The organism is Pseudomonas sp. LBUM1643, assembly GCF_059716215.1.
Genome location: NZ_CP166813.1, coordinates 3,342,369 through 3,367,957 on the forward strand (window position 1 = coordinate 3,342,369; position 25,589 = coordinate 3,367,957).

Below are 25,589 nucleotides of genomic sequence, written 5' to 3' on the forward strand. Positions count from 1 at the left end.
CGCGCTTACGCTTAGAAGAGCGCAAATACATGAGCGCCAAGGAACAACTGGTCAATCCAGAACACCTGATGCAGCAACACGATGGTCCAGAACAGGACCTGATAGGAAATCTTGCGGGTTTTGTGGCGAAACACTTGCTGCGCCACCAAGGCGCCCGGCCAACCGCCTGCCAGCTCTACCGCGTGCAGGACGTTCTCGGGCGTGCGCCAACGGGCGGTGCGCGCCTTGCGCTTGTCGCTCCAATAAAGGAAGAACGCCAGCACGCTGACGATCCCGTAGGCCGACAGGGGAATCAGCGAGATCCCCTGCAACCACATCGACAGCGAGCCAGTCAACGGCAGCGCGCACACGATCGCAAACACCAGCAACTTCAATCGCAGGTACTGGGTCTTGCCGCCGGAATTACCCTCCGGACGGTTGCGCGCGCTGCTGTCATTCATGGCTTGGCCGCGCTCCAGTCAACCCAGCCGAACTGCCAGGTGGCGAGGATCAGCAGACCGAACGCGATGCGATACCAGGCGAACACCGCATAGCTGTGGCTGGCGATGAACTTGAGCAAGCCACGCACGGCAATCATCGCGAAGATGAATGCGGTGACGAAGCCGACGGCAAACACCGGGAAATCCGCAGGCACGAACAGGTGCCGGTATTTGTACCCCGAGTACACGGCCGCACCGACCATGGTCGGCATCGCCAGGAAGAACGAGAACTCGGTCGCAGTCTTGCGGGACAGCCCGAACAGCAAGCCACCGATAATTGTCGAGCCGGAGCGCGAAGTACCCGGAATCATCGCCAGGCACTGGGCAAAGCCGACTTTCAGGGCGTCTTTCCAGGTGATCTCGTCGACCGTCTCGGCGTGCACTTCATGCTCGCGGCGCTCGGCCCACAACATGATGACCCCGCCGACGACCAGTGCCGTCGCCACCGTGATCGGATTGAACAGATATTCTTTGATCATGTCAGCGAAGATCACGCCCAATACCACCGCCGGCATGAAGGCAATCAACAGGTTGGCGGTAAACCGTCGAGCGCTGGGCTGGGTCGGCAGCCCGATGACCACGTCGAGGATCTTGCGGCGAAACTCCCACACCACCGCCAGGATTGCCCCGAGCTGGATAATGATGTTGAAGGCCATGGCCCGCTCACCACCGAAGTTGAGCAAGTCGGCCACAATTATCTGGTGGCCGGTACTGGAAATGGGCAGAAACTCCGTCAGCCCTTCTACAACGCCAAGTATCAATGCCTGAAAGGCGGTCCAAAGATCCATCAATCCCCCAAGAAGCGATGCACGCGGGCATGCCCCGTTAATATTTTTTCAGAACGTTTTTGCAATCAGCCTGGCTGTTGACCCCGCGCAAAAGTCTCCAGACGAAACCGTGAGAATCTCGTGAAAATTCATGCTGGATTCAGGTTTTTCCGCGCGGGGCCGAAATCCTATCAGACAAGTCCCTTTTACGCTGCCGAGTATTGGGCTTGAGCCCTACAGAAGACTCATCAAGCGTGCGGGATGCTGGCGATCCTTCATGACAAGAACAAGAACCGGAGTGACAGCGTTATGAACAGCTTGCGCAATATGTCGATCAGCCGCCGTCTTTGGCTGATCCTGATCGTGGCCGTCATGATGTTGATGACGTTAGGCGTGTTGATGCTCAAGCAGATTCACGAAGACCTGTACCAAGCCAAAGCGCAGAAGACCCAGCACGTGGTGCAGACCGCCAGCGGGATCCTGAGCTATTACCAAGATCTGGAAACCGCCGGAACGCTGACCCGCGACGCTGCGCAGAAACAGGCGCTGACGGCTGTTCGCGGCCTGCGTTACGACCAGAATGATTACTTCTGGATCAACGACCTGACCCCGGTCATGGTCATGCACCCGGCCAATCCTAAACTCGACGGGCAGAACCTCGCAGCCATCCGCGACCCGGACGGTTTTGCGGTATTCAATGAGATGGTCGCCGTGGCTAAATCCAAGGGCGCCGGCATCGTCAACTATCGCTGGCCCAAACCGGGTGCCAGCGAGCCAGTAGAAAAAACCTCCTACGTGAAGCTGTTCGAACCCTGGGGCTGGGTGATCGGTTCGGGCGTCTACATCGATGACATGCAGGACGAGTTCTACGCACAGGTCTGGAAGGCCTCGGCGTTGGGAGTGGTGATTGCATTGATCATGGCGGCGCTGGTGATCCTGATAGCTCGCAGCATCGTTCGACCGTTGCAGGAAACCGTCAATGCCATGGCCAATATCGCCAGTGGCGAGAGCGACCTGACCCGCAGCCTCGACACGCATGGGCAGGATGAGGTGACGCAACTGGCGCGGCATTTCAACGCGTTTACCGCCAAGCTGCGCCTGGTGATCAGCCAGTTACAGGTCTCCGCCGGCGCCTTGGGCGATTCCTCCAGCGAGCTGGGCAACGACGCCGCCCAGGCGCAACAACGCAGTCAACAGCAATCCCAGCAGATGGAACTGGTGGCCACGGCCATCAATGAAGTGACTTATGGGGTTCAGGACGTTGCCAAAAACGCCGAACACGCCGCGAGCGAAATGCGCGACGCCGAGTCCCAGGCACAGCAAGGCCAGATCAACATTGATAGCAGCCTGCAACAGATCGACAAGCTGTCGGGCACCATCGATCAGGCGGTGGAAGTGATACGCACCCTGGCAGCCGAAAGCACACAGATCGGCTCGGTGCTGGAGGTGATCCGGTCGATTGCCGAGCAGACCAACCTGCTGGCGCTCAACGCGGCTATCGAAGCAGCGCGGGCGGGCGAGCAGGGTCGCGGATTTGCGGTGGTAGCCGATGAAGTGCGGCTGCTGGCTCAGCGCACGCAAAAATCAACCGCCGAGATTCAGTCGATGATCGAGCGCCTGCAAAATCATTCGGAAGCGGCGGTCAAAGTGATCGGCGACAGCAGCCGGGCCTCACAACTGACCATCGAACAGGCGGGCCTCGCTGGAGCGAGCCTGAGCGCGATTGGTCAGGCGTTACGCAACCTGAACGGGCTGAACGCCTCCATAGCCAGCGCCACCTTGCAGCAGGCGCACGTGGTGGAAGACATCAATCAGAACGTGACCCAGGCGGCCGGCTTGTCCCACAGCACCGCACTCGCGGCTGAACAGTCGAGCGTGGCGAGTGTTAGGTTGAAGGCGTTAAGTGTCGAACTGAACGGCTTGTTGAAGCAGTTTCGGGTGTAGGTCCTGACTCCGAACCGTTGTGGCGAGCGAGCTTGCTCGCGCAGGGGTGCGTAGCGCCCCCCCCCAATTCTCGAAAGAAAAAGAGTTTTTTGGCCAGCGCTTCGCACTGGAGCGGGAGCAAGCTCCCTCGCCACAGGTTTGTATGCCTGCTACGAAACACGCAGCTCCCAGCAGCTCACTCACCACAAACTAGGTACAATCCGCTCCCCTCGCCAACTCCCCAAGGAATCGCCATGTCCGGGCTAGAACTGTTTGCCGCCGCCCTCGGTGTCATCGCCGTCTGGTTGACGGTCAAACAGAATCCCTGGTGCTGGCCGATCGGCCTGGTGATGGTGTTGCTGTACAGCTGGGTTTTTTTCGAAGTGAAACTCTACTCCGACATGCTGCTGCAGATTGTTTACGCAGCGCTGCAAGTCTATGGCTGGTGGCAATGGACACGTGGAGGTGAGGCGCGGCAAGGACGGCGGGTCAGCCAGCTTGAGGCTTCTCCCATTGCCTTGAGTCTGGCGTTGGGCGCTGTTGGCAGCCTGGCGTTAGGCGCCGCCATGGCGCACTGGACTGACGCGGCGCAACCCTGGCTGGATGCCGCGCTGACCGGGTTCAGTCTGGTGGCCCAGTGGTGGATGGCACAGAAACGCGTGCAATGCTGGCCACTGTGGCTCGTGCTGGACGTGATTTTCGTCGGGCTGTTCATCTACAAAGGCATGTACCTGACTGCCGGCCTCTACGGTCTGTTCGCCGTTATCGCCATTCAAGGCTGGCGCGAATGGCGCGCCGATCTGGCGTTGCGAGCATGAAGGTTCTGGTCCTCACGGGGCCTGAATCGAGCGGGAAGAGCTGGCTGTCGAGCGAGATCCAGGCGCGCTTTGGCGGGCTGCTGGTCGGTGAGTACGTACGGCATTTCATCGACCGTGAAGCCCGCGACACCTGCTACGACGACATCACACCCATCGCGCAAGGCCAACTGGCCTGGGAAGATGAGGCGCGCGCCAAGCGCCCTTCCCTGTTGATTCTGGATACGCATCTGTTGAGCAACATCCTTTGGAGCCGAACCTTGTTTGGCGATTGCCCGGCCTGGATCGAGCAAGCCTTGCTGGCCCGGCACTACGACCTGCATTTGCTACTGAGTCCTGAAACCGTCGCCTGGCATGACGACGGACAGCGATGCCAACCGCAGCTGGAAGAACGCCGCGCGTTTTTCCAGACGAGCCTCCAATGGCTTGACCTGCACCGACAGCCTTGCCAGGTACTTCAAGGTGACTGGCAACAGCGCAAGAACGCGGCATTTGAGGCAGTAACGCGCCTGCTCGATATCTGAAAGGGGCTAACTGCCCCTCCAAAAGTGTCCACTCCTGAAACACTTCCTTCGGCGCAAACCCACGCGCTAAAGCGGCTTGGGGACACCTGAGCGAAACTGTTACGTGACTGATACACCCTCTCATCAGCGCCTGTAGCAAGCATTCCCGCCAACATGGACGGCGTTTTCGCGTGTCTCTGTCTCACCGGTATTACAAATTATTTCTGCTAATCCCGAAGAAAAACACTAACCCTCTGTTTTTAATAGAAAAACAAAAAGCGGCACACCTTCTGCTCTCTTCCCCGCAACGCTGATAAGGGCAGTGTTTCACTTACAGAAGGAATTGCCGCCGTGGGGATATTTGATAAACGCGCTTTTGGTCTGTTGTTGATCGGATGCGCACTCGGCACAAGTGTCTGCCTGCCAGTGCAGGCGGATAACGGCATCATTACCATCAAACGTGATGTCCAGACCCGTAATGCGGTCACCCCGCCTCTTATTCCCGATCCGAATCCAACAACCGTCAATGCCAACCCGTCGCAACATATCCTCAAACAAACCAACGAGTTGAGCGACGGCGACTTCGCCAACGTTGCCAGTGGCGCCAGCATTTCCCGCATGGTCACGCAAAACACCAATAACCTGGGCGCGAACATTTCCACGCAGAACCAGTTGTCGAACCAACCCGCCGGACGTTCGGGCAACTCGGGAGGTGGTATCGCCAACATGGTCAACTCAAGTATGGCGCAGGGCCTGGGTACGCTGAAAATCATAACGGGAGACCGTTAGGATGAATCGCTCTCTGCTCGTTCTCGCCATGTTTTGCAGTGCATCAACCTTTGCCCAATCTCCGGTGATCAATAAAGCCGACATCGACTACTCGGGTTCTCAATATCAGGGCAACCTCACCGTCAACCAGGCGGCTGGCGATCAGCAGCAACAGGCCAACGCACGGGCCATCGCTATCGGCCACGGGGCTAGCGCCACCACCCAGATTCGCCAAGCCTTGGGCACTCCAAGCAGCCCCTTGATGGATGCGACGTCCAGCATCGGGGGCAACTCTTTCAGTAACGGCAACGGCGCACTGGGCGTTAACCAGAGCGCCGGGGCCGGCACGCAACAAGCAAACGCATTGCGCATCAGCGTCAGTGCTCAGCCGCAAACGATCGACGACAGCGTCCTTCTTCAACAGAACGTAGCGTTGATCAACAACTCCGATCCAACTGTCTCTGCAACAGGCTATCGCCAGGTCTCTACGAGTGACCAGGCCTTCACCGGTAGTCGCGGGGTTATTCAGTTGAATCAGAGTGCCGGGGTGGGAAATCGAATGGGAAACACCCTGAGCATACGGGTCGCGGATTGACCCGAAAAAGGTAAAAAAAACAACACTTAACCTTAATATCAGTACGGAGAATCACCATGAAACCTTCGATGGCACTAAAGCCTCTGGTTTTCGCAATTGCTGCGGTCATGGCTGTTGCTGTACACGCTGGGCAAAACGACAACAATGGCCATAACAATGGTCACAACAACGGCCATAACAATGGCCATCACAACGGTGGTGGCGGCGGCGGCCCGCAAACTCCACCACCACCAACAATGATCCCTGTGTATGCAACGGCCAATGCTTGGGATAACCAAAGCAGCACCGATAACCGCATCCGCAACGAAGGGACCATCAACAACGCTGAAATGAACAGCTCGGCGACAGGCACCAGCGGCAACGTCGGCGTCAACGTGGCTGCAGGTAACGGCAACCAACAAGACAACGCGGCGGCCATTGCCAACGCTGCGTCGGACTCCAGCCTCGATAACAGCTTCGTGTTCGGCACTGCCGCCGCAACATCGACTGTTACTCAAACCAGCAACAACAACGTCGTCAACAACTTCGGTAGCCAATCCTCTGCTGTGATGAGCGCATCGGGTAACGGCGGCAGCGGCAACATGGGTGTCAACATTGCCGGCGGCGACCTGAACCAACAGAAAAACACCATGGCCATTGCTAATGCCAATGCTCCACTGGGCAATGCAACCGCTACCGCCACTGCCGACCAGCAAGGTCCTGGCCTGACAGTGAACAACAACGCTGATCGGACTTACCGTCTGGATACCATCACCGTCACCAATTCGGCGAGTGGTAGTTCTTCTGCCGGCTATGCATCCAACGCCAGCGGCAGCAAAAGCTCGTCTTCGAGCTTCGACCTGGCCGGTTCCAAGGCCTTCGCAGCCAGCGGATCCAGCAGCGCAAATGCCAGTGGCTCTCACAACAGTAACTCGAACGGCTCTTCAAGCGCTTCTCTGAGCGCTACCTTGAGCGCTACGCTGGACGCAGCTGCAGAAGCGGCCAGAAGCGCTACCTGGACTGAAGGCCGCCGCGAACGCAGCAGCAGCTCTGAATCCAGCGCATCGCTCAACGCATCGCTCGACGCAACGCTTGATGCTTCTGTAAACACCTCGCACTCGAACTCGAACAGTTCCTCGTTCGAAAAATCGTATGACAAGGCTTACGACAAAGCGGCTGCTTCTGCGTACGAAAAATCGGGCAGCAAAGCCGCCCAATCCGAGTACGAAAAAGCGAAAAGCTACAGCGAAAGCAGTTCATTTGATTTGAGCAATACTTACTCCTATCAAGTGCTGACTCCAACTGGCTGGGCTAACCCTGTGACCAACACCGCAACCCTGAGTGGTTCGGTTAACGGTGGCAGCGGCAACCTGGGCGTCAACGTAGCTGCTGGTGTGGGCAACCAACAAAGCAACTCGCTGGCCATCTCCAACCAGTCGTTCTAATTGTTGTCGGTGGAGGCCCCCTTCTGGGGGCCTTTTTCAACACAACCAGAAGGCGTCATACCATGCGCATTATCGCCTTGGCATTTCTGCTTTGCGTAGCCGGCGTGATCGAGGCTGCACAAATGCCGCTTGCCGTTCTGCCTGGAGGCGCAGTGATTTACAAACCGATCCAAAGTGTGCGCGAGCGCAAATTCGAGGATCTGGTGCAACAGAAAACCGACTTCAGTTGCGGCGCAGCTGCGCTAGCTACCATCTTGCGTCAAGCCTATTGGCTGGACGTCGATGAAGAACAGATCATTACAGGCATGCTGGCACAGTCCGATCAGAATCTTGTTCGGGTCCAGGGATTCTCCATGCTTGATATGAAGCGTTACGTAGAAAGTATTGGCATGCGGGCCCGTGGCTACCGCGTAGCGCCGGAAACGCTGACCGACATCAAGATTCCGGTTGTGGTCCTCCTGGATATCCGCGGCTACAAACACTTTGTGGTCATGCAACGTGTCCACGATGGCTGGGTATATATCGGCGATCCGGTGCTCGGTCATAAACGTTTCAAAGTCGATGACTTTGTCAAAGGCTGGAACGGCATCATCTTTGCCGTTATCGGTCAGGGCTATGACAAGTCCAACGCGCTACTTGATCCCCCCGTACCGCTCACTGCCAAAAACCGCATTAACACCTTCAGCCCGGTGCGAGACGCAGACCTGATGGATTTCGGGTTTATAAAAAGCGACTTCTTCTAATAACAAGGGAGCATGAAGCTCCGGGAGCATCCAATGAATACGTCAATCTGGCTGGCCGTCGTCTGCCTGGCTGCCAGCCTGCCAACCCAGGCACAAACGTTCAAACCGATTGAATTGAAGGATCAGGAACTGGCGAACCTGCGAGGCCGCTATGTCATGCCGGGACGGATTGTCAGTTTCGGCATCACCATGTCCAGTACTTGGGAAAATGCAAAAGGCGAAGTGATCGGGGCAATGTCCTCCATGCAAGTAAAAGCATCGACCATCAAGCCACAATTTTATGTGTCGATGGTCGACGAAAAAAACACCAACTCAAACCCTTCGCAAGTTGCCAGCACTACCAGTACGGGCAGCAGCGCGAGCAACAGCACAAATCCGGGTACCGGTACCGTCACCGGCGGCGCTGGCCTGAACACCACCGAAGGTGTGACTCAAGTAGTGCGTGCGGCGGGCGACAACAATATCGCCTACAACAATGTCGATCTCAACGTCACCAAGGCGAACGAGGCGCCGACGGTACAACCTCAGGGGCAAGTATTGGACTCAGGCACTACGTTAACCGGAAGCAATGGCGCGGGCTCAATGAGCGTTTCCTCAACCGGTACCGGTGTGCAAATGAACATTGTGGCCAACAACAACCAGGGCAGCACCGTTCAACGCCTCGCTCAGGGCGGACTGTTGCAGAACACAACGTTGCTCGGCAGTAGCAATCAGGTACGTAACCTGACGTCCCTCAATGTTGTACTGCGTGACAACGTGGCAACAGGCAGGTCTTTGACCGGCAATCTGGACCAACTTAAAGGTCTTCGCACTGCCGGATTCTGATCTACGCTCAGTCTCATCAGAAGTAGTCAGAAGGGACGGCTAACCCATGCACCGATCGTTGACGCTCAACGCAATTGTTTGTTTGAGTAGCCTGGCTCCAGCCTCACTGCTGTATGCAGCGCCGGACCCCCAGGTCGAAATCCTAAAACAAGAACTCATGGAGTTGAAACAGCGTTACGAAGCACAACAGAACGCGTTGATGGTACTTGAGCAACGGGTTCGCCAAGTCGAAGAAACACCTGCCACACCGGCGCCCAAACGACTGACCAAATCCCCAGCCGACCCGACCCGGGGTGGTCAGTCGGTGGCGGCCGGTGCGCCGGGAACCACGGGCAGTTCATACGGCCAGTCGCTCAAGGACGACTCGGAGCCGGCGCCCAGCGTTTCCAACCTGTATGACGAAGCCAGCGGCTTCTTTGGTGGCGGCAAGTTCAGCGTCGAGACCGGCCTGACCTACACCCACTACGATACCCGGGCATTAACGCTCAACGGCTTCCTGGCACTGGACTCGATTTTCCTCGGCAACATCAACCTCGACCGCATAAAAGCGGATAACTGGACGCTGGACCTGACCGCCCGTTACAACGTGGCGCAACGTTGGCAGTTCGACATTAACGTCCCCGTGGTTTATCGCGAATCGACTTACTCCTCGGGAGGCGCAGGTGGCGCCGGCCCGGTAACGTCGGACGCAACCGTCACCCGCGACCCCACCATCGGTGATGTCAACGTCGGCGTGGCTTACAAGTTCCTGGATGAGTCAGCCAGCCTGCCCGATGCGGTCGCCACTCTGCGCATCAAGGCGCCAACCGGCAAAGACCCTTACGGCATCAAGCTGATCAGTGACCCGACCAACGACAACCTCGCGGTACCCGAAGACTTGCCTACGGGTAACGGCGTCTGGGCGATCACTCCCGGTATCTCGCTGGTCAAGACCTTTGACCCGGCCGTGCTGTTCGGCAGCCTGGCGTACACCTACAACATGCAGGACTCTTTCAGCGACATCAGCCCGCAGGTCGGCTCCAAGGTCAAAGGGGACGTGAAACTGGGCGATTCCTGGCAGGTCGGCGCCGGTATTGCATTCGCCTTGAATGAGAAGATGAGTATGTCGTTCTCGTTCACCGACCAGTTCGCCCGCAAGAGCAAGATCAAACCGGACGGTGGCGATTGGCAGTCAATCAGCAACAGCGATTACAACGCGGCGAACTTCAACATCGGCATGACTCTGGCCGCTACCGATAAACTGACGATCGTGCCCAACCTGGCGATTGGCTTGACCGAGGATTCTCCGGACTTTTCCTTCAGCCTGAAATTCCCTTACTACTTCTGATCTGCACTTAAACAAAAAAGCCCCGCTGCCATGGAGATGGCAGCGGGGCTTTTACAATCTAACCGCCGATCAGGCGCCATCGCTGGCAAGCCAGCTCCCACAGTTTGATCCGGGGACATCTGGAAGAAACCTGTCGGCTATCAGGCCGTCATCGCGAGCAGGCTCACTCCCACAGGAAAACGCGCAGGCCTGAAGCGTCAGGTCGGCTGTCAGGCCGCCTCGCTTTGGCTTGTGATCTGCTTTTGATTTTGATCTTCTTGCCCCATCGGCAGGCCGAGCGCAGGTTCTGCGCAGTGGGCAACCCGGCATGGATGCCGGGTTAGCCGCGCACGGCCATGGATGGCCGATCGCGGCGGGCCCACGGAGCAGGACCGGAGCGAGGGTATGCCGAGCCCAGGCGAGGCACCGGACGAAAGGGGCAAGAGCGTTTGGTTACTTGGCGCCGGGCGGCGTTCCGTTTCTCCAAGTGACTCGCTGTAAGAGCGAAACCATTAGAAGCCATGACCGCAGGAATGGATATGTACACCATCAAGAATGTCACCGCCGACCAGGACGCCATCGCCGGCAGGCCAGCTCCCACAGTTTGATCGGGTACATCAGGGGAATACTCGTCAGCTATGAGGCCGCCATCGCCGGTAAGCCAGCTCCCACAGTTTGATCCGGGTACATCAGGAAAATATCGATCGGCTGTGAGGCCGTTATCGCGAGCAAGCTCTTATAGAGCAAACATTAAGCCATTGATTTTAAATATGAGTTTTTTACTCATCTATAGATATCTTTCGATGCAGCGAGCACCCGGTTCTTTGCGCGACAGCGCGGCGGCGAAGACGTGGCGCCCCCCTCCTGCGGGAATCACATTTAAATGTGGGCGCCATGTAGGAGCCGTCGAGTGAAACGAGGCTGCGATCTTTATGCTGTAATTAACGAATCTGGTGCTTGTGCAATAAACGGTAGAACGTAGGCCTGGATATCCCCAGCACTTTGGCGGCAATGCTCAAGTTATCGCTGTGGCGATTGAGCACATCACACAACGCCTGGCGTTCGGCGCGGGTTTTGTAGTCTTCCAGCGTGCCCATGGGTACAACCTGGGCATGCTGGCTGATCAGCCCCAGGTCTCGCGCCTCGATCTGCCGGCCTTCGGCCAGTACCAGGCCGCGGCGGACACGGTTGGCCAGCTCGCGAACGTTGCCGGGCCAGTCGTGCTTGCCCATGGCGATCAATGCGTCATCGCTGAAGCTGCGTGGACGACGGCCGGTTTCATGGCTGTAGAAGTGCGAGAAATGGTTAGCCAGCATCGACAGGTCGCCGTGGCGCTCACGCAGGGGCGCGGTGACAACTTGCAGCACGTTCAGGCGGTAATACAAATCTTCGCGAAAACGTTTCTTTTCGATCGCGGCTTCGAGGTCGACGTGAGTCGCTGCCAATACCCGCACATCCACCGGAATCTGTTGGCTGCCACCGACATGCTCGATATGTTTTTCCTGCAGGAAGCGCAACAGGTTCGCTTGCAGCTCAAGCGGCAAGTCACCGATTTCATCAAGAAACAAGGTGCCGCCGTTGGCCGCTTCGATTCGCCCGATCTTGCGTTGATGGGCACCGGTGAACGCGCCCTTCTCATGGCCGAACAATTCTGACTGGATCAAATGTTCAGGAATGGCGCCGCAATTGATCGCGACAAAGGGTTTGCTGTGCCGTTGGGATTGTCGATGCAGCGTACGGGCAACCAATTCCTTACCCGTCCCGCTCTCGCCACGAATCAATACAGGGGATTCCGTAGGCGCCAACTTGCTCAATAACTTGCGAAGTTCCCGGATAGGTTTGCTGTCGCCCAACAACTCGTGTTCAGGCTGATCAATGTGCACCGTCCCCTGTCCACGAAGCCGCGCCATACCGAATGCGCGTCCCAGGGTCACCTGGACCCGTGACACATCAAACGGCAAGGTATGGAAGTCGAAAAACCACTCACAGACGAAGTCTCCTACATTCTGTAAACGCAGGACCTCCTGGTTCAGCACGGCAATCCACTCGGTACCACTGCGGCTTATCAGCTCTTTTACAGCCTCGGGATGATCGAGGTGAAAAGGTTGCAGACGCAACAGTCCGACATCACAGGTTTTATCGCCGGCATTCTCCAGCGTGCAACTGTCGACATCCCAGCCCACAGATCGCAAGCCCGGCAATAGGCGATGGCAATCGTCGCAAGGATCTACTACTAACAAACGTCGTAAGGCAGGCGTTTCGATCATGACTGTTCCTTGACGCCAAATTTGTTGAATTATTAAGAAAAACAGTCATTTGGCGGACCTGGCTGTAACATTAGCAAGAATTTGACGGGGCCTTGTACCGTTTGACTATAGGGTTATCGCTTATTCAGTTATAAGTAACGACTCTATTAGTTACCTAACGAGTTCAACCTTTCATTAAGCTTTCAATAACGGTCGAATATCGGAATTTTTAAAAGAAAATCGAAATTTCTGCGTGTTGTGTGTGACCCATACCCCGGTTGAGGACATCAGTACAAGTAACCAGCCGCACGGGACGCCCAACCGTCGGCCTATCACTTGATTGGGCATAAGAGAGAGAATCCCATGACCGCCCCGCTCCGTATCAACGAAGCTCTTTTGATTGCCGACCGCGCTTTCCAGCCATTTCAATGCGTCGCCTGGGCCCTGCAAGACGGTAACGGCGAGCTCAGCCTGACCGTCATCGATCGCACCAATTCCAGTATAGGTCGCAAGCAGATTCCGAGCAGCGCCTACACCGATCCTGCGCAACTGGAAAGCGTGCTCAAACAGGCGCGTGAAGAATTGAGCCAGGAAGGTTACACGCTGCAGTCCTGGTCGATGCCGCACTAAACATTACAAACAGGCGGATTGCTTTACTGCAATCCGCCTTTTTTTGCGTAATTAGTTAGCACGTTCAAACGCTTACCTGCACTTCGCCGCACTTCTTTACTTGTGCTTTAACACTTCAACTACTTGGCACGCTTGCCACTGGTTCGAAAAGACACTGTTCTGGCACACAGCGACCCTCCACCGGTTAGTTCTGTCAGTTGTGCGCCGGATCATTCAGGCGTTGAATGTTTTCCTTATAAAGTCGCCACCCAACTTCTGGACCCTGACGACTCGCAAGGAGACGCGTGCATGTCAAGCCAGACTGCTATTGCCTACCCATCATCCCTCAGTGACGCCGGAAGACTCGATACATCCTTTGGCGGGGCAGGCAAAACCCAGGTGTACTTTGCCGGTAGCCTCTCAAGCATGGCCAACGGCGTCGCGATTGATGCGTGCGGCAAAATATTCGTCGCCGCGAAAGTCACGATGCCAAGCGGTAGCCGCTTTGGTCTGGCGCGCTTGCTTGAGGACGGGTCTGCCGACCTGACGTTTGGCAAACAGGGCAGCGTCATTGGTCAGTTCGAGGACGGATTCGAGGCCATGGCCGGCAAAGTCCTGGTCTTGCCCAATGGGCATGTGTTGCTGGCCGGCCTTCACTACCTTAACGCCAACCGAACCCTCCCTGCCCTCGCCCTGTTTGACCAGCACGGCGCGCCAGTAAAGACGTTTGGCGACAATGGCCGCTGCATCGTGCAACTGCCGGGCAATCTTTCCGTGGGATTGCGCGACACTTGGCTCCCGCCGGGAGTGCCGGGCGCCGAAGCGTGCGACCTGCGGGTGCAGGACGACGGTCGAATCCTGCTATTAGCCAATCATCATTTCGAACTGGCCGATCACGCCGGCATGCTGATCCGGCTAAACACCGACGGTTCGCTGGACGCCACGTTCAACGGTCGCGGTTTTGTGGTGGTCAGGCACTTGCTGATGAATACCTGGCTCAGCAGCCTGCTATTGCAACAGGACGGACGGATTCTGGTGGGCGGCGCGATCAACTTTCCCGAGGAAGGACTGCTTGCCCGTTATCTCCCTGACGGGCGACTCGACGAGTCTTTCGCCGTAGAGGGTTTCATGAGTTTCAATTCAGAGGGACGCAGCACGCAAGTCAATCATATCGTCCAACAGGCAACTGGCGATCTGTATTGCGTGGGTAGCCGGCGTGATCCCATGCGTTGCCTGTCGATGAAACTACAGGGCAATGGCCACCCGGTCAGTCATTGCAATGGTGGCCATCCTCGATTGCTGGACATAGGCCACAGCGGTTGCCAATGGATTGCCGCTCACGCCGTTCCCGATGGCCGTGTGCTAACCGTCGGAGCGACAATCGGCGGGGTCGAGGCGGATTTTATTCTGGCCCGGCATCTACCAGACGGCCAACTGGATGACAGCTTCGGCGACGGCATGGGCTGGGTCCGTACCCGCTTCGGCCGTAGCCTGGATACCGCTACGTCACTGGCCGCGCAGCCTGATGGCTCGATTGTCGTAGGGGGGTATTCGCTGGACGGAAACTACCGGGCCATCGTGGCGCGGTATTTGAACTAGCGAGATAGACTTTTCCTACCCTTGATATTCCGTTCTTCTTACGGCAAGTTGCGCGCTTCTTAAAACAAGGAGCAGCCGATGTCCGGTTCAATGGCCCAGGCGTTCGCGCACAATTTTCTTGGGCACTCGCCCCGCTGGTACAAGGCGAGTATTGCCGGCTTTCTGGTACTCAATGCACTGGTGTTGTGGACGGCAGGCCCGGTCGCCGCCGGTTGGTTGTTGGTGCTGGAGTTCATTTTTACCCTGGCGATGGCGCTCAAGTGCTATCCGCTGATGCCCGGCGGCTTGCTGTTGATCGAAGCGCTGCTGCTGAAGATGACCACGCCCCAGGCGCTGTATGACGAACTGGTGCACAACTTTCCGGTGATCCTGCTGCTGATGTTCATGGTGGCCGGCATCTACTTCATGAAAGACCTGCTGCTGTTTTTGTTCTCACGGTTGTTACTGGGCGTTCGCTCCAAGCCCGCGTTGGCGCTGATGTTCTGTTTTCTGTCGGCATTCCTGTCGGCATTTCTGGATGCCCTCACCGTGACGGCGGTAATCATCAGTGCCGCCGTCGGTTTTTACTCGGTGTATCACCGTGTGGCTTCAGGCAATGATCCCCGCCAGGACAGCGAATACAGCGACGACCGTCACCTGCCGAAACTGCATCACGAAGACCTCGAACAATTCCGCGCATTTTTGCGCAGCCTGCTGATGCACGGCGCGGTGGGCACTGCGCTGGGTGGCGTGTGTACGCTGGTCGGTGAGCCGCAGAACCTGCTGATTGGCCACGAGATGGGTTGGCACTTTGCCGAGTTCTTTCTGAAAGTTGCCCCGGTTTCATTGCCGGTGCTGGCGGCAGGCCTCGTGACCTGTGTGCTGCTGGAGAAACTGCGCTGGTTCGGCTACGGCGCGCTCCTGCCGGTCAACGTGCGGGCGGTGCTGGCCGATTACGCCGCGCAGGACAACGCCGAGCGCACCTCACGCCAACGTGCAGCGCTGACCGTTCAGGGGTTGTCCGCGCTGATTCTGATCGCCGGCCTGGCGTTTCACATTGCCGAGGTCGGTCTTATCGGCTTGATGGTGATCGTGCTGATCACGGCCTTCACCGGCATCACCGATGAGCACCGCATCGGCAATGCATTCAAGGACGCTATGCCCTTCACGGCGCTGCTGGTGGTGTTCTTCGCCGTGGTGGCGGTGATCCATGACCAGCAACTGTTCACGCCGCTGATCCAGTGGGTGCTGGCGCTGCCGGCCGACCAGCAACCGGGCATGCTTTTTATCGCCAACGGCTTGCTGTCGGCCATCAGCGATAACGTATTCGTCGCGACGATCTACATCACCGAAGTGAAGCAGGCGTTCATTTCCGGTCATATGACCCGCGAGCATTTCGAGACATTGGCCATTGCGATCAATACCGGCACCAACCTGCCTAGCGTGGCGACGCCCAATGGCCAGGCTGCATTCCTGTTTTTGCTGACGTCGGCGATTGCACCGCTGATTCGCCTGTCGTATGGGCGGATGGTGTGGATGGCGCTGCCGTATACGGTGGTGATGGGTACGCTGGGCTGGTATGCGGTGAGTTACTGGCTGTAAACACCTGAAACTGTTGGAGCTGCCGAAGGTTTGCTTGTACGACATCAAGATCAAGTTCAAAAGATCGCAGCCTTCGGCAGCTCCTACAGGGGATCACCGTAGTTCAGAGGACCGCAGTGGTTCGGAGGGCCGCAATGGTTCGGAGGACCGCAATGGTTCAGAGGACCGCAGTGGTTCGGAGGGCCCGTGTTTCAGGGTTCAGGTTTTTTGCAGGGTCAACTAGGGAGGATGTAGCGCTCGATGGCCTGGGCCGCACCGTCTTCGGTGTTGCTCCCGGTGATGACGTCAGCCTGGCGTTGCACCGTTTCTTGCGCTTGTCCCATGGCGATCGACAAGCCCGCACGCTGAAACATTGCAGGATCATTGCCGCCATCGCCCATCGCCGCTGTCTGCTCAAGCGGCACGCCCAAATGCTCGGCCAATGTCACCAGCGCCGCGCCCTTGTTGGCTTGCATGGCGGTCACGTCCAGGTAAATCGGTTGCGAACGCGAGACCTGCGCCAGGCCTTCGACCTTGGGCAACAACAGCGCTTCCAGTTCGATCAGCAGATCCGTGTTGTTGCTGGTGGCGACGATCTTGTCGATGTGTTCCAGATAAGGTTCAAAACTGTCGACCACTACAGGTGGATAGCCTAATCCGCTTTGCTCGTGAGGCACCATCGGCCCGTTCGGGTCCTTCAACAGCCAGTCACCGCCACTGAACACCCAGATTTCGATGTCCGGCCGATCGGCAAACAGGGCCAACGTCGTCAAGGCAGCCGTTGCCGGCAAATGGTAGGCGGCCAGAATACTGCCGTCCGGATTGACCAGGGTGCCGCCATTGAACGCGGCTGTTGGCAGATCGACGCCCAGGGCTTCGATCTGCTGCAGCATGGCCTTTGGCGGACGCCCGGTGGCAAGACTGAAAAAGATGCCGGCCTCGCGCAACGAACGGACGGCATCGATGGTGCGCTGACTCAAGCTGTGATCGGGCAACAGCAACGTGCCGTCCATGTCACACAGCAGGAACCGGATGGGAGATTGCGTTGCGTCACTCATCCCAGGCTGTGCCAGACGCGACCGTCGCGGGTCAGTAAGTCTTCGGCTGCCGGCGGACCGTCTTCACCCGCGGGGTAACTCTGCACGCTGGCATCCTGTTGCCAGGCATCCAGGAACGGTTGCACGGCGCGCCAGCCGTTTTCGATGTTGTCTGCGCGCTGGAACAAGGTCTGATCACCGGTCAGGCAATCGTAGATCAGCGTTTCGTAGCCGGTCGACGGCTGCATCTCGAAGAAGTCCTTGTAGGCAAAACCCAGCTCGATATTGGCCATGTTAAGCGCCGGCCCCGGACGCTTGGCCAACAGATCGAACCACATGCCTTCATTGGGCTGGATCTGGATGCGCAGGTAGGTCGGCTGAAGCTCGTCGACTTCGGTATCGCGAAACTGCGCATAAGGCGCCGGTTTGAAGCAAATGACGATCTCGGTGTCGCGTACGCTCATGCGCTTTCCGGTTCGCAGGTAAAACGGCACACCCACCCAACGCCAGTTGTCGATCATGACCTTGAGTGCCACGTACGTTTCAGTGGTGCTGTCAGGCGCAACATTGCCTTCCTGGCGATAACCGGGCAACGGCTTGCCGTCGACCTCGCCCGCACAGTACTGACCACGCACCGAGTTGGCGCGGGCGTCTTCGACCGACCAGGGGCGAATGGCGCCGACGACCTTGGCTTTCTCGCCACGGACCGCATCGGCTCCGAAAGCCGCCGGTGGCTCCATGGCCACCATCGCCAACAACTGGAACAGGTGATTGGGCACCATGTCTCGCAGCGCGCCGGTGTGTTCATAAAAGCTGCCACGGGTCTCCACGCCAACGGTTTCGGCGGCGGTGATCTGTACGTGGTCGATGTAGTGATTGTTCCAGAACGCTTCGAACAGGCTGTTGGAGAACCGGCTGATCAGAATGTTCTGGACGGTTTCCTTGCCCAGATAGTGATCGATTCGATAGATCTGGTTTTCCGACATCACTTTGAGCAGGCAGGTGTTCAACGCTTGCGCGGTGTGCAGGTCGGAGCCGAAAGGCTTTTCGATCACTACGCGCCGGAAGGCGTCGGGAGTTTCTTCCAGCAGTTTCGCAGCGCCGAGCCTGCGCACCACTTCGCTGAAGAAACGTGGTGCGGTGGCCAGATAGAACACCGCGTTGCCGGTGCCGCTGTCGGCAATTTTCGCCGCCAGGGCTTGATAGGTGCTGTCGTCCAGGAAGTCGCCCTGAACGTAGCTGATGCCTTTGGCCAGTTTGGCCCACAGCGCCGGATCAAGGGCGTCATCGCCCTTGCCGACTTTGGTGGCCGCTTCGGTTCGAATGAAATCTTCGAGCTTCTGCGCAAAGGCCTCGTCACTGATGGCGTTGTGGTCAACGCCGATGATCCGCAATCCATCCCCCAGCAGACCGTCGCGACTCAGGTTGTACAGCGCCGGCATCAGCAGACGCTTGACCAGGTCGCCATGGGCACCGAACAGGAACAGCGTGGTCGGTGGTGCTGGTTCAGCCTTGGATTTCTTGCGGATCGTGTGGGTCATTTTTTCGAAGTCTCTACGTGGCCACCAAAACCGAAGCGCTGAGCCGACAGGATCTTGTCGCCAAACGTACCCTGGCCACGCGAGCGGTAGCGCGAGAACAGCGAGTTCGACAGCACCGGTACGGGCACCGATTGCTCCATGGCCGCTTCGATGGTCCAGCGACCTTCACCGCTGTCGGCAACCGAACCGGAATAGCCGTCGAGCTTCGGATCGCTGGCCAGCGCATCGGCGGTCAGGTCGAGCAACCAGGACGACACCACGCTGCCACGACGCCAGACTTCGGCAATATCGGCGACGTTCAGGTCGAAACGCTGGTCTTCCGGCAGGTTTTCGCTGCCCTTGGTTTTCAGGATGTCGAAGCCTTCGGCGAAGGCCTGCATCATTCCGTACTCGATGCCGTTGTGGATCATCTTCACGAAATGCCCGGAACCAGCGGGGCCGGCATGGATGTAACCGCGCTCGGCACGGTCATCATCGGACTTGCGGTCCTTGGTACGCGGGATGTCGCCCAAGCCAGGTGCGAGGCTTTCGAACAGCGGGTCAAGGCGTTTAACCACCTCGGCTTCACCGCCGATCATCATGCAGTAGCCACGTTCCAGGCCCCAGACGCCGCCGGACGTACCGACGTCGATGTAGTGCAGACCTTTCTCCGACAAGGTTTTCGCCCGGCGGATATCGTCCTTATAGAAGGTGTTGCCGCCATCGATGATGGTGTCGCCGGCTTCGAGCAAGTTGCTCAGGGTCTCGATGGTATCTTCGGTCGGCGCGCCGGCCGGCAGCATGATCCAGACCGCACGCGGCCTGGCCAGACCCGCCACCAGTGCTGGCAGGTCGATGACGCCCTTGGAGCCCTCGGCCGCCAGGTTGTCGACAAAGGCGGTATTGCGGTCGTAAACAACGGTGGTATGCCCATTGAGCATCAGGCGCCGCGCAATATTACCGCCCATGCGGCCCAGTCCAATAATCCCGAGTTGCATGTGCTGATGCTCCTTACTGCAAATAATGTGTGTCAAAGGTTATAGCCCAACGCGACCAATGAAGCTTAGTCCAGAGCGATGGCATGAAGTTTCCGGGCATTGTGCCCGATCCAGACTGATAACGTCGGGAAACGTCGAGAAGACACACCGACCGTAAAAAATAAAAAAGTTCCCTTCCCGCGCAAAAGAAATCAAAATTGCTGCCGATAGTGTTTTGCGCCGTTCGTGAAGCGGCCAAATCACAGTTGATGCATGCCATTCGCGAGGTGAGCAATGGACACAGTAATGACCGCACGTCCTCCCCAAACACTTTACGTGACTATTCGTCGCGACGAACTGCGCCAGCTTCGAGAAGAACGCGAGCTGCTCATGCGCGAAGTCGCTCACCTGCAAGAGCGCTTGCAACAGGCGCTACCCGCAGAATATCGCCTCCCAACGACTACGAAGAAAGCGTTACAGAATTAACTGGAAACCAGGCTTTTGGCATCCGAATTGGATGCCAAGCCAGCGTGGGCGCTAAACGAATACCGCCACTGCTGACCCAGATCGGGCTGACTCACAAACTTTTCACACCCTTTTAGCGATACTTCAGTTTATTGTGGCCGCCCGCTGAGCTCTGTGTGGCCGTCATTCGCTGACGCTTCCCTGTGCCAGCGACCCCGAATTAATAGGCTGGAGCGCTGAATGGCGACGTTTGAACGCAGCAACCCGACTGCGAAAGGTTTTGATTGGGCCGGATTTCTCTGGCTGTTTGTTTTCTTCTGGTACTTCTCCGGCATTACGCAACTGCTGATCCAACTGACGGGCACTTCCGGGTTCACCGGTTTCCGTCAGGCCTTTGTGATGAGCGCGATCTGGCTCGCGCCGATGTTGCTGTTTCCCCGTCAGACACGGGTGATGGCGGCGGTCATCGGTGTGGTGCTGTGGGCCTGTTCCATGGCGAGCCTGGGTTACTTCTTCATCTACCAGCAGGAATTTTCCCAAAGCGTCATCTTCATCATGTTCGAGTCGAACATCTCTGAAGCTGGCGAGTACATGACCCAGTATTTCGCCTGGTGGATGGTTGCGGCGTTTCTTGCCCACACGCTGTTCGCGTACTTCCTGTGGACCCGTCTGCGCCCGGTGTACATGCCCCGTGGTCGCGCATGGGTCGCCGCAACCGTCATCGTTGTCGCCGTGATCGGTTACCCGATGGTCAAGCAAACCCTGCGCACCGGCAGCCTGGCCGAGGGTTTTGAAAAATTCGAAACCCGCATTGAGCCTGCAGTGCCGTGGCAGATGGCGGTGGCGTATCACCGCTACCTCGACACCCTGGCGGGCATGCAGGACATGTTGCACAGTGCCAGCAAAATCCCGCCGCTGAAAAACCTCACCGACGCGTCGGCCAACCAGCCCTCGACGCTGGTGCTGGTCATCGGCGAGTCCACCAACCGCCAGCGCATGAGCCTGTACGGTTACCCGAGGGAAACCACCCCGGAACTGGACAAACTCAAGGATCAGCTCGCGGTTTTCGATAACGTCATCACCCCGCGCCCCTACACCATCGAGGCCCTGCAGCAGGTACTGACCTTCGCCGACGAAGAAAATCCGGCGCTTTACCTGTCGACGCCATCGCTGGTCAGCATGATGAAACAGGCGGGTTACAAGACCTTCTGGATCACCAACCAGCAGACCATGACCAAGCGCAACACCATGTTGACGACCTTCTCCGAGCAGGCCGACGAACAGGTGTACCTGAACAACAACCGTAACCAGAATGCTGCGCAGTACGATGGCGATGTGATCGCACCGTTCAACAAGGCACTGGCCGATGCCGCGCCGCGCAAGTTGATCGTCGTGCATCTGCTCGGTACGCACATGAGCTACCAGTACCGTTATCCATCGACCTTCGACAAGTTCAAGGACCGCCAAGGCGTCCCGGCCGGTGTCCGCGATGATCAGGTACCGACCTACAACAGCTACGACAACGCGGTGCTGTACAACGATTTCGTGGTGTCGAGCCTGATCAAGGATTACGCCAAGACCGATCCGAACGGCTTCCTGCTGTACCTGTCGGACCACGGCGAAGACGTGTTCGACTCGCCGGGTCATAGCACCCTGGGTCGAAACGAAAGCAAACCGACGGCGCCGATGTACACCATCCCGTTCATGGCCTGGGCCTCGCCAAAATGGCGCGAAACCCACGACTGGAACTTTGCCCAGGATTTGAGCCGCCCCTACAGCAGCTCGCACCTGATCCACACCTGGGCGGACATGGCTGGTTTGAATTTCGATGAACTGGACCGCACCAAGAGTCTGGTCAGCGACAGCTTCAAGGCGCGTCCGCTGATGATCGGTAACCCTTACGAGCGTCAACAGCGAGCCTTGATCGACTTCAGCCTGATGAAGCCCAAAGTGGCGGAAGTCGTGCAGAAATAACGCTGGAACATCCTGTGGGAGCAACGCTTGCTCCTGCAGGTAATTCCTAAAATGATATTTATTCTCGTTTAAGACTAAATCTCACCGCCCTCCTTCGTCTTTGAGCAAACGGAAATTTTCCCTCAACGACAAGGAGTCGGCTGCGATGTTCGCGCCTATCACCCGTTCCATGACTTTTACCCTCGGCCTGTGCAGCCTTGCACTGAGCCCGGACCTGCTGGCTGAAAACGATCCGGAAAAGGAACCCGTTAGCGGCGTCCTCGAACTGACATCCACCAGCATCACCGCACAGGGGCTGGGCAACACCACCGAAAACACCCATTCCTACACCACCGGTGCCATGAGCAGCGCCACGCGCTTGAACCTGTCGATCAAGGAAACACCGCAATCGGTTTCCGTGGTCACGCGTCAGCAAATGGACGATTTCAAACTCGGCACGCTGTCCGAAGCCATGAGCCAGACCACCGGCATCGTGGTTCAGCACAATGACTCCGACCGGGTCAATTACTCCTCCCGCGGCTACTCGATCAACAATTTCCAGGTTGACGGGATGTTGAATACCTTCAGTTACATGAAGTCCGATTCCGACACCATCATCTATGACCGCATTGAAGTGGTCCGCGGCGCGACCGGCCTGACCACCGGCGCGGGCGACCCGTCTGCAACCATCAACATGGTGCGCAAACGCCCGACGGCACAATGGGAAGCCAAGACCGGCGTCAGCGCCGGCAGCTACGACGATTACTACAGCTACGTGGATGTCGGCGGCCCGCTGGCGTTCGATGGCCGCTTGCGGGGTCGCAGCGTGCTGGCCTATCGCGACAGTGATTCGTTCCGCGACAAGTACCAGCAGCAACGGGAAGTCGGGTACGGGATTCTCGAAGCGGACCTGACCGATGACACCGTCCTCGCGGTGGGTTACGACTATCAGAACAAACACGTCCAGGGCACGTCCTGGGGCACGGTGCCATACTGGAATGCCGATGGCAGCAAGGCCAATCTCGGACGGTCCACCAACATGGCGACGTCCTGGAGCTCGTGGCCGATCAAAGACAAGACTGCATTCGCCAACCTGGACCACCAACTGGGTGCTGGCTGGCACCTCAAAGCCGCGTACACCCACCGTGAAAGCGATACCGACGGCAAGATCTATTACGCCGGCGGCGGTTTTCCCGAGCCCGACCGCAGCGGCATGATCGCCAACGTCAGCCACATGATCGGCACGCAGAAGATGAAAGCCTATGACTTCAACGTCGCCGGGCCCTATTCATTGTTGGGGCGTGAACATGAACTGATGATTGGCTATGGCGAGGCAGAACGTAGCGAAAAAAACCCCTACCTCATCGAGGGTCAACTGACGCCGGGCTATGTAAACGTCCCCGACTGGAAGTACATGGGCAACATCGAGAAATTCCCCGATACCGTCACCGGCGTGACGGGTTCGACCGACAGTACGCGCCAGAAAGCTGGCTACCTGGCCACCCGTCTGAGCCTGACGGACGATTTGCACGCGGTGCTCGGCAGTCGTTACGGCAGCTGGAAATCCTCGAAAACAGCTAACAGTTACGACGACGACAGTCTGCAATTAATCGGATCGGAAAAAACCAGCCAGCAACACAATGACATGTGGACACCCTACGCGGGCCTCCTCTACGACCTCACCCCGGAATACACCGCCTACGTCAGTTACACGGACATTTTCAAGCCGCAGTCCAATCGAGACGCCAACCGCAAGTACCTGGAACCAGTGGTCGGCAGTAACTATGAACTCGGCCTCAAGGGCAGTTTGCTCCAGGAGCAACTGAACCTCGCCACGGCGCTGTTCTGGAGCGATCAGGACAACGTCGCCGAGCTGGATGACTCGGTGCCACCGGACCCGGTGACCGGCGAGGAGTTCTTCAAGGCCAGCGGCAAAGGCACCAAGGTTCGGGGCTTCGAAGCCGAGCTGTCGGGCGAAGTCATGACAGGCTGGAACATGACAGCCGGTTACACCTACACCCACTCGGTCAACGGCGAGAAAAACCGAACCAACACCACCGCGCCGTTGAACATGTTCCGGCTCTCCACGGCTTATCACTTGCCGGGCGACTGGCACGCGCTGACCGTAGGCGGTGCGGTGAATTGGCAAAGCGACATCTACCGCGCCGCGAGCCGTCCGATCGGACGCAACGCTGCGGGCAACATCATCACCGAGCGCACCAACATCCGCCAGGACGCCTACACCCTGGTCAACCTGATGTCGCGCTACGAGTTCGACAAGCACCTGTCGGCCTCGTTGAACGTCAACAATCTGTTCGACAAGAAGTACTACGAGAACGTCGGGTTCTATAACGGCAACTATTGGGGCGACCCGCGCACGGTCACCTTGAGTCTGGACTGGAAGTTGTAATCGGCGGTAATTCCCAAATAACGGATTCGGCGGATAATGCCCTTTCAACATTGCTTCATGGATGAAAGGGCACCCGAAATCTGTAGTGGGAGGCACACCATGAAATGTACAACCCTGATCGTTGCAAGTTTGATGTTATTGGGCTCGACAGCCGTGTTGGCTGAGGGTGGCGCGGAACGCATGCGCTATTACTACGAAAGCCTGCGATTGAGCCAGGAGGCGAATCAGGATCAACGAACCACGCAAGTGGTACCTGACGATCAAACGGCTCAAGTCACGGAGCACTACAAGCCGTAGCAGGAATGGCACCACCTGGGGCGAGGGAGCTTGCGGGGGCCAGGGAGCTTTTGTGGCGAGGGAGCTTGCTCACGCTGGACTGCGCAGCAGGCCCCTATTTTAGGGCTGCTTCGCAACCCAGCGGGAGCAAGCTCCCTCGCCACAAAAGCTCCCTCCACAACAAGCGCTGTCGCCACAATAGGCGCTGCCCGACTTTTACAACGGCTTGGTCCAGAACAGCATCCGACCATGCGCGGGGTCGAACATGCCTGCGGCAAAACCGAACTTGCCATAGGACGCCTGGGCGACAGCGTTACCTTCCAGTACCTCCAGAGTGATCTTGCAGCAGCCACGCTGACGCGCAATGTCCTCGACCTTTTGCAGCATCTTCTGGCTCAGCCCCAAACCGCGAAACTGTTTCACCACGGCGACATCGTGCACGTTGACCAGCGGCCGGCAGGCGAACGTCGAAAAGCCTTCAAAACAGTTGACCAGGCCGGCCGGTTGACCATCGACAAAGGCCAGCACGCTGAATGCATGGGGGCGCTTGGCCAGTTCTCCGGGGAGTTGCGCCAATACATCAGCGGGCAACGAGTGGCCTCCTCCCATCGGGTCCTCGGCATAGTGATTCAGCACCAGGCGGATCGCCTCGGCATGCACCGGATTGTTATAGCTAGCCTGAAGCACAAGAATTTCTGCGGATTCCATTTCCACCCTCGATGACACATTGAACAACGGGAACTGACCCTATCAAGGGCGGTGGTTGTGCTGCAACCGGAGAGTGGCCTA

The 25,589-nt window shown here is 57.7% G+C and carries 23 protein-coding genes; 16 read left to right on the top strand and 7 right to left on the bottom strand.

The genetic code is table 11. The features are described 5' to 3' along the window. Positions 1-11: 11 nt before the first annotated feature. Together ACA063_RS14975 and ACA063_RS14980 are read right to left on the bottom strand one after the other, a co-directional pair. Complete coding sequence (locus tag ACA063_RS14975) at positions 12-440, bottom strand: DUF1294 domain-containing protein (protein WP_497662253.1); 429 nt, start codon at positions 438-440, stop codon at positions 12-14. After that, positions 437-1,267 (bottom strand): undecaprenyl-diphosphate phosphatase, encoded by an 831-nt coding sequence (locus tag ACA063_RS14980; protein ID WP_497662254.1) that lies wholly within the window; start codon positions 1,265-1,267, stop codon positions 437-439. The genes ACA063_RS14975 and ACA063_RS14980 overlap by 4 nt, the downstream gene beginning before the upstream one ends. Before the next feature lie 288 nt (positions 1,268-1,555). Between ACA063_RS14980 and ACA063_RS14985 the strand changes: the two genes are divergently transcribed. The 9 genes from ACA063_RS14985 (at position 1,556) to fapF (ending at position 10,169) form a co-directional block, all read left to right on the top strand. Continuing rightward, positions 1,556-3,190, top strand: a complete 1,635-nt coding sequence (locus ACA063_RS14985) for a methyl-accepting chemotaxis protein (protein WP_497662255.1) — start codon at positions 1,556-1,558, stop codon at positions 3,188-3,190. 233 nt (positions 3,191-3,423) lie between these two features. Further along, positions 3,424-3,987, top strand: a complete 564-nt coding sequence (gene pnuC, locus ACA063_RS14990; RefSeq protein ID WP_497662256.1) for a nicotinamide riboside transporter PnuC — start codon at positions 3,424-3,426, stop codon at positions 3,985-3,987. After that, the gene (locus ACA063_RS14995) at positions 3,984-4,508 is read left to right on the top strand and encodes an AAA family ATPase (protein ID WP_497662257.1); all 525 of its coding nucleotides are present in this window, start codon (positions 3,984-3,986) and stop codon (positions 4,506-4,508) included. Before pnuC ends, ACA063_RS14995 begins: the two co-directional genes overlap by 4 nt. 330 nt (positions 4,509-4,838) lie before the next feature. After that, positions 4,839-5,276: a functional amyloid chaperone FapA gene (gene fapA, locus ACA063_RS15000; RefSeq protein WP_497662258.1), complete on the top strand. Its 438-nt coding sequence runs from the start codon at positions 4,839-4,841 to the stop codon at positions 5,274-5,276. 1 nt (position 5,277) lies between these two features. Further along, complete coding sequence (gene fapB, locus ACA063_RS15005; RefSeq protein ID WP_497662259.1) at positions 5,278-5,850, top strand: fibril amyloid subunit FapB; 573 nt, start codon at positions 5,278-5,280, stop codon at positions 5,848-5,850. 56 nt (positions 5,851-5,906) lie between these two features. Beyond that, positions 5,907-7,274: an amyloid-like fimbrin subunit FapC gene (fapC, locus tag ACA063_RS15010; protein WP_497662260.1), complete on the top strand. Its 1,368-nt coding sequence runs from the start codon at positions 5,907-5,909 to the stop codon at positions 7,272-7,274. A 62-nt stretch (positions 7,275-7,336) separates the two neighbouring features. Then, positions 7,337-8,017, top strand: a complete 681-nt coding sequence (fapD, locus tag ACA063_RS15015) for a fibril amyloid maturation endopeptidase FapD (RefSeq protein WP_194692146.1) — start codon at positions 7,337-7,339, stop codon at positions 8,015-8,017. Positions 8,018-8,050: 33 nt separating this feature from the next. Beyond that, positions 8,051-8,842 carry a fibril amyloid subunit FapE gene (fapE, locus tag ACA063_RS15020; RefSeq protein WP_497662261.1) on the top strand — a complete coding sequence of 264 codons (792 nt, stop codon included), beginning with the start codon at positions 8,051-8,053 and terminating at the stop codon, positions 8,840-8,842. Positions 8,843-8,888: 46 nt separating this feature from the next. Beyond that, complete coding sequence (gene fapF / locus ACA063_RS15025; RefSeq protein WP_497662262.1) at positions 8,889-10,169, top strand: fibril amyloid transporter FapF; 1,281 nt, start codon at positions 8,889-8,891, stop codon at positions 10,167-10,169. A gap of 920 nt (positions 10,170-11,089) precedes the next feature. Here fapF and ACA063_RS15030 read toward each other — a convergent pair. After that, a complete protein-coding gene (locus ACA063_RS15030) occupies positions 11,090-12,415 on the bottom strand; it encodes a sigma-54 dependent transcriptional regulator (RefSeq protein WP_497662263.1) in 1,326 nt (441 codons plus the stop codon). Positions 12,416-12,757: 342 nt separating this feature from the next. On the opposite strand from ACA063_RS15030, the gene ACA063_RS15035 reads away from it, so the two are divergent. From ACA063_RS15035 to nhaB, 3 genes are all read left to right on the top strand, one after another. After that, the gene (locus ACA063_RS15035) at positions 12,758-13,024 is read left to right on the top strand and encodes a hypothetical protein (RefSeq protein WP_497662264.1); all 267 of its coding nucleotides are present in this window, start codon (positions 12,758-12,760) and stop codon (positions 13,022-13,024) included. Between the two features lie 288 nt (positions 13,025-13,312). Then, positions 13,313-14,602 (top strand): hypothetical protein, encoded by a 1,290-nt coding sequence (locus tag ACA063_RS15040; protein ID WP_497662265.1) that lies wholly within the window; start codon positions 13,313-13,315, stop codon positions 14,600-14,602. A gap of 78 nt (positions 14,603-14,680) precedes the next feature. Further along, the gene (gene nhaB / locus ACA063_RS15045) at positions 14,681-16,183 is read left to right on the top strand and encodes a sodium/proton antiporter NhaB (RefSeq protein WP_497662266.1); all 1,503 of its coding nucleotides are present in this window, start codon (positions 14,681-14,683) and stop codon (positions 16,181-16,183) included. 215 nt (positions 16,184-16,398) lie between these two features. On the opposite strand, the gene ACA063_RS15050 is transcribed toward nhaB, so the two are convergent. Genes ACA063_RS15050 through gnd form a run of 3 tightly spaced genes read right to left on the bottom strand, consistent with a single transcriptional unit; the run spans position 16,399 to position 19,717 of the window. Further along, entirely contained in the window at positions 16,399-17,220 is an 822-nt protein-coding gene (locus ACA063_RS15050) for an HAD family hydrolase (RefSeq protein ID WP_497662267.1), read from the bottom strand. Further along, positions 17,217-18,740, bottom strand: coding sequence for a glucose-6-phosphate dehydrogenase (zwf, locus tag ACA063_RS15055; RefSeq protein ID WP_497662268.1), 1,524 nt, complete (start codon positions 18,738-18,740; stop codon positions 17,217-17,219). Before zwf ends, ACA063_RS15050 begins: the two co-directional genes overlap by 4 nt. Next, on the bottom strand, positions 18,737-19,717 hold the full coding sequence (gnd, locus tag ACA063_RS15060) for a phosphogluconate dehydrogenase (NAD(+)-dependent, decarboxylating) (RefSeq protein WP_497662269.1): 981 nt from the start codon (positions 19,715-19,717) through the stop codon (positions 18,737-18,739). The genes zwf and gnd overlap by 4 nt, the downstream gene beginning before the upstream one ends. 273 nt (positions 19,718-19,990) lie before the next feature. On the opposite strand from gnd, the gene ACA063_RS15065 reads away from it, so the two are divergent. From ACA063_RS15065 to ACA063_RS15080, 4 genes are all read left to right on the top strand, one after another. After that, a complete protein-coding gene (locus ACA063_RS15065; RefSeq protein WP_497662270.1) occupies positions 19,991-20,182 on the top strand; it encodes a DUF6026 family protein in 192 nt (63 codons plus the stop codon). 219 nt (positions 20,183-20,401) lie between these two features. Continuing rightward, the gene (locus ACA063_RS15070) at positions 20,402-22,135 is read left to right on the top strand and encodes a phosphoethanolamine transferase CptA (RefSeq protein ID WP_497662271.1); all 1,734 of its coding nucleotides are present in this window, start codon (positions 20,402-20,404) and stop codon (positions 22,133-22,135) included. 145 nt (positions 22,136-22,280) lie between these two features. Continuing rightward, positions 22,281-24,524, top strand: coding sequence for a TonB-dependent siderophore receptor (locus ACA063_RS15075; RefSeq protein ID WP_497662272.1), 2,244 nt, complete (start codon positions 22,281-22,283; stop codon positions 24,522-24,524). 99 nt (positions 24,525-24,623) lie between these two features. Beyond that, entirely contained in the window at positions 24,624-24,821 is a 198-nt protein-coding gene (locus ACA063_RS15080; RefSeq protein ID WP_497662273.1) for a hypothetical protein, read from the top strand. Between the two features lie 195 nt (positions 24,822-25,016). Here ACA063_RS15080 and ACA063_RS15085 read toward each other — a convergent pair whose 3' ends face one another. Continuing rightward, complete coding sequence (locus ACA063_RS15085) at positions 25,017-25,508, bottom strand: GNAT family N-acetyltransferase (RefSeq protein ID WP_497662274.1); 492 nt, start codon at positions 25,506-25,508, stop codon at positions 25,017-25,019. Positions 25,509-25,589: the final 81 nt, after the last annotated feature.

Bases quoted from the DNA above. Each gene is read 5' to 3' on its own strand.
- ACA063_RS14975 (WP_497662253.1), bottom strand. From the start codon at position 440: ATGAATGACAGCAGCGCGCGCAACCGTCCGGAGGGTAATTCCGGCGGC.
- ACA063_RS14980 (WP_497662254.1), bottom strand. From the start codon at position 1,267: ATGGATCTTTGGACCGCCTTTCAGGCATTGATACTTGGCGTTGTAGAA.
- ACA063_RS14985 (WP_497662255.1), top strand. From the start codon at position 1,556: ATGAACAGCTTGCGCAATATGTCGATCAGCCGCCGTCTTTGGCTGATC.
- pnuC (WP_497662256.1), top strand. From the start codon at position 3,424: ATGTCCGGGCTAGAACTGTTTGCCGCCGCCCTCGGTGTCATCGCCGTC.
- ACA063_RS14995 (WP_497662257.1), top strand. From the start codon at position 3,984: ATGAAGGTTCTGGTCCTCACGGGGCCTGAATCGAGCGGGAAGAGCTGG.
- fapB (WP_497662259.1), top strand. From the start codon at position 5,278: ATGAATCGCTCTCTGCTCGTTCTCGCCATGTTTTGCAGTGCATCAACC.
- fapC (WP_497662260.1), top strand. From the start codon at position 5,907: ATGAAACCTTCGATGGCACTAAAGCCTCTGGTTTTCGCAATTGCTGCG.
- fapD (WP_194692146.1), top strand. From the start codon at position 7,337: ATGCGCATTATCGCCTTGGCATTTCTGCTTTGCGTAGCCGGCGTGATC.
- fapE (WP_497662261.1), top strand. From the start codon at position 8,051: ATGAATACGTCAATCTGGCTGGCCGTCGTCTGCCTGGCTGCCAGCCTG.
- fapF (WP_497662262.1), top strand. From the start codon at position 8,889: ATGCACCGATCGTTGACGCTCAACGCAATTGTTTGTTTGAGTAGCCTG.
- ACA063_RS15030 (WP_497662263.1), bottom strand. From the start codon at position 12,415: ATGATCGAAACGCCTGCCTTACGACGTTTGTTAGTAGTAGATCCTTGC.
- ACA063_RS15035 (WP_497662264.1), top strand. From the start codon at position 12,758: ATGACCGCCCCGCTCCGTATCAACGAAGCTCTTTTGATTGCCGACCGC.
- ACA063_RS15040 (WP_497662265.1), top strand. From the start codon at position 13,313: ATGTCAAGCCAGACTGCTATTGCCTACCCATCATCCCTCAGTGACGCC.
- nhaB (WP_497662266.1), top strand. From the start codon at position 14,681: ATGTCCGGTTCAATGGCCCAGGCGTTCGCGCACAATTTTCTTGGGCAC.
- ACA063_RS15050 (WP_497662267.1), bottom strand. From the start codon at position 17,220: ATGAGTGACGCAACGCAATCTCCCATCCGGTTCCTGCTGTGTGACATG.
- zwf (WP_497662268.1), bottom strand. From the start codon at position 18,740: ATGACCCACACGATCCGCAAGAAATCCAAGGCTGAACCAGCACCACCG.
- gnd (WP_497662269.1), bottom strand. From the start codon at position 19,717: ATGCAACTCGGGATTATTGGACTGGGCCGCATGGGCGGTAATATTGCG.
- ACA063_RS15065 (WP_497662270.1), top strand. From the start codon at position 19,991: ATGGACACAGTAATGACCGCACGTCCTCCCCAAACACTTTACGTGACT.
- ACA063_RS15070 (WP_497662271.1), top strand. From the start codon at position 20,402: ATGGCGACGTTTGAACGCAGCAACCCGACTGCGAAAGGTTTTGATTGG.
- ACA063_RS15075 (WP_497662272.1), top strand. From the start codon at position 22,281: ATGTTCGCGCCTATCACCCGTTCCATGACTTTTACCCTCGGCCTGTGC.
- ACA063_RS15080 (WP_497662273.1), top strand. From the start codon at position 24,624: ATGAAATGTACAACCCTGATCGTTGCAAGTTTGATGTTATTGGGCTCG.
- ACA063_RS15085 (WP_497662274.1), bottom strand. From the start codon at position 25,508: ATGGAATCCGCAGAAATTCTTGTGCTTCAGGCTAGCTATAACAATCCG.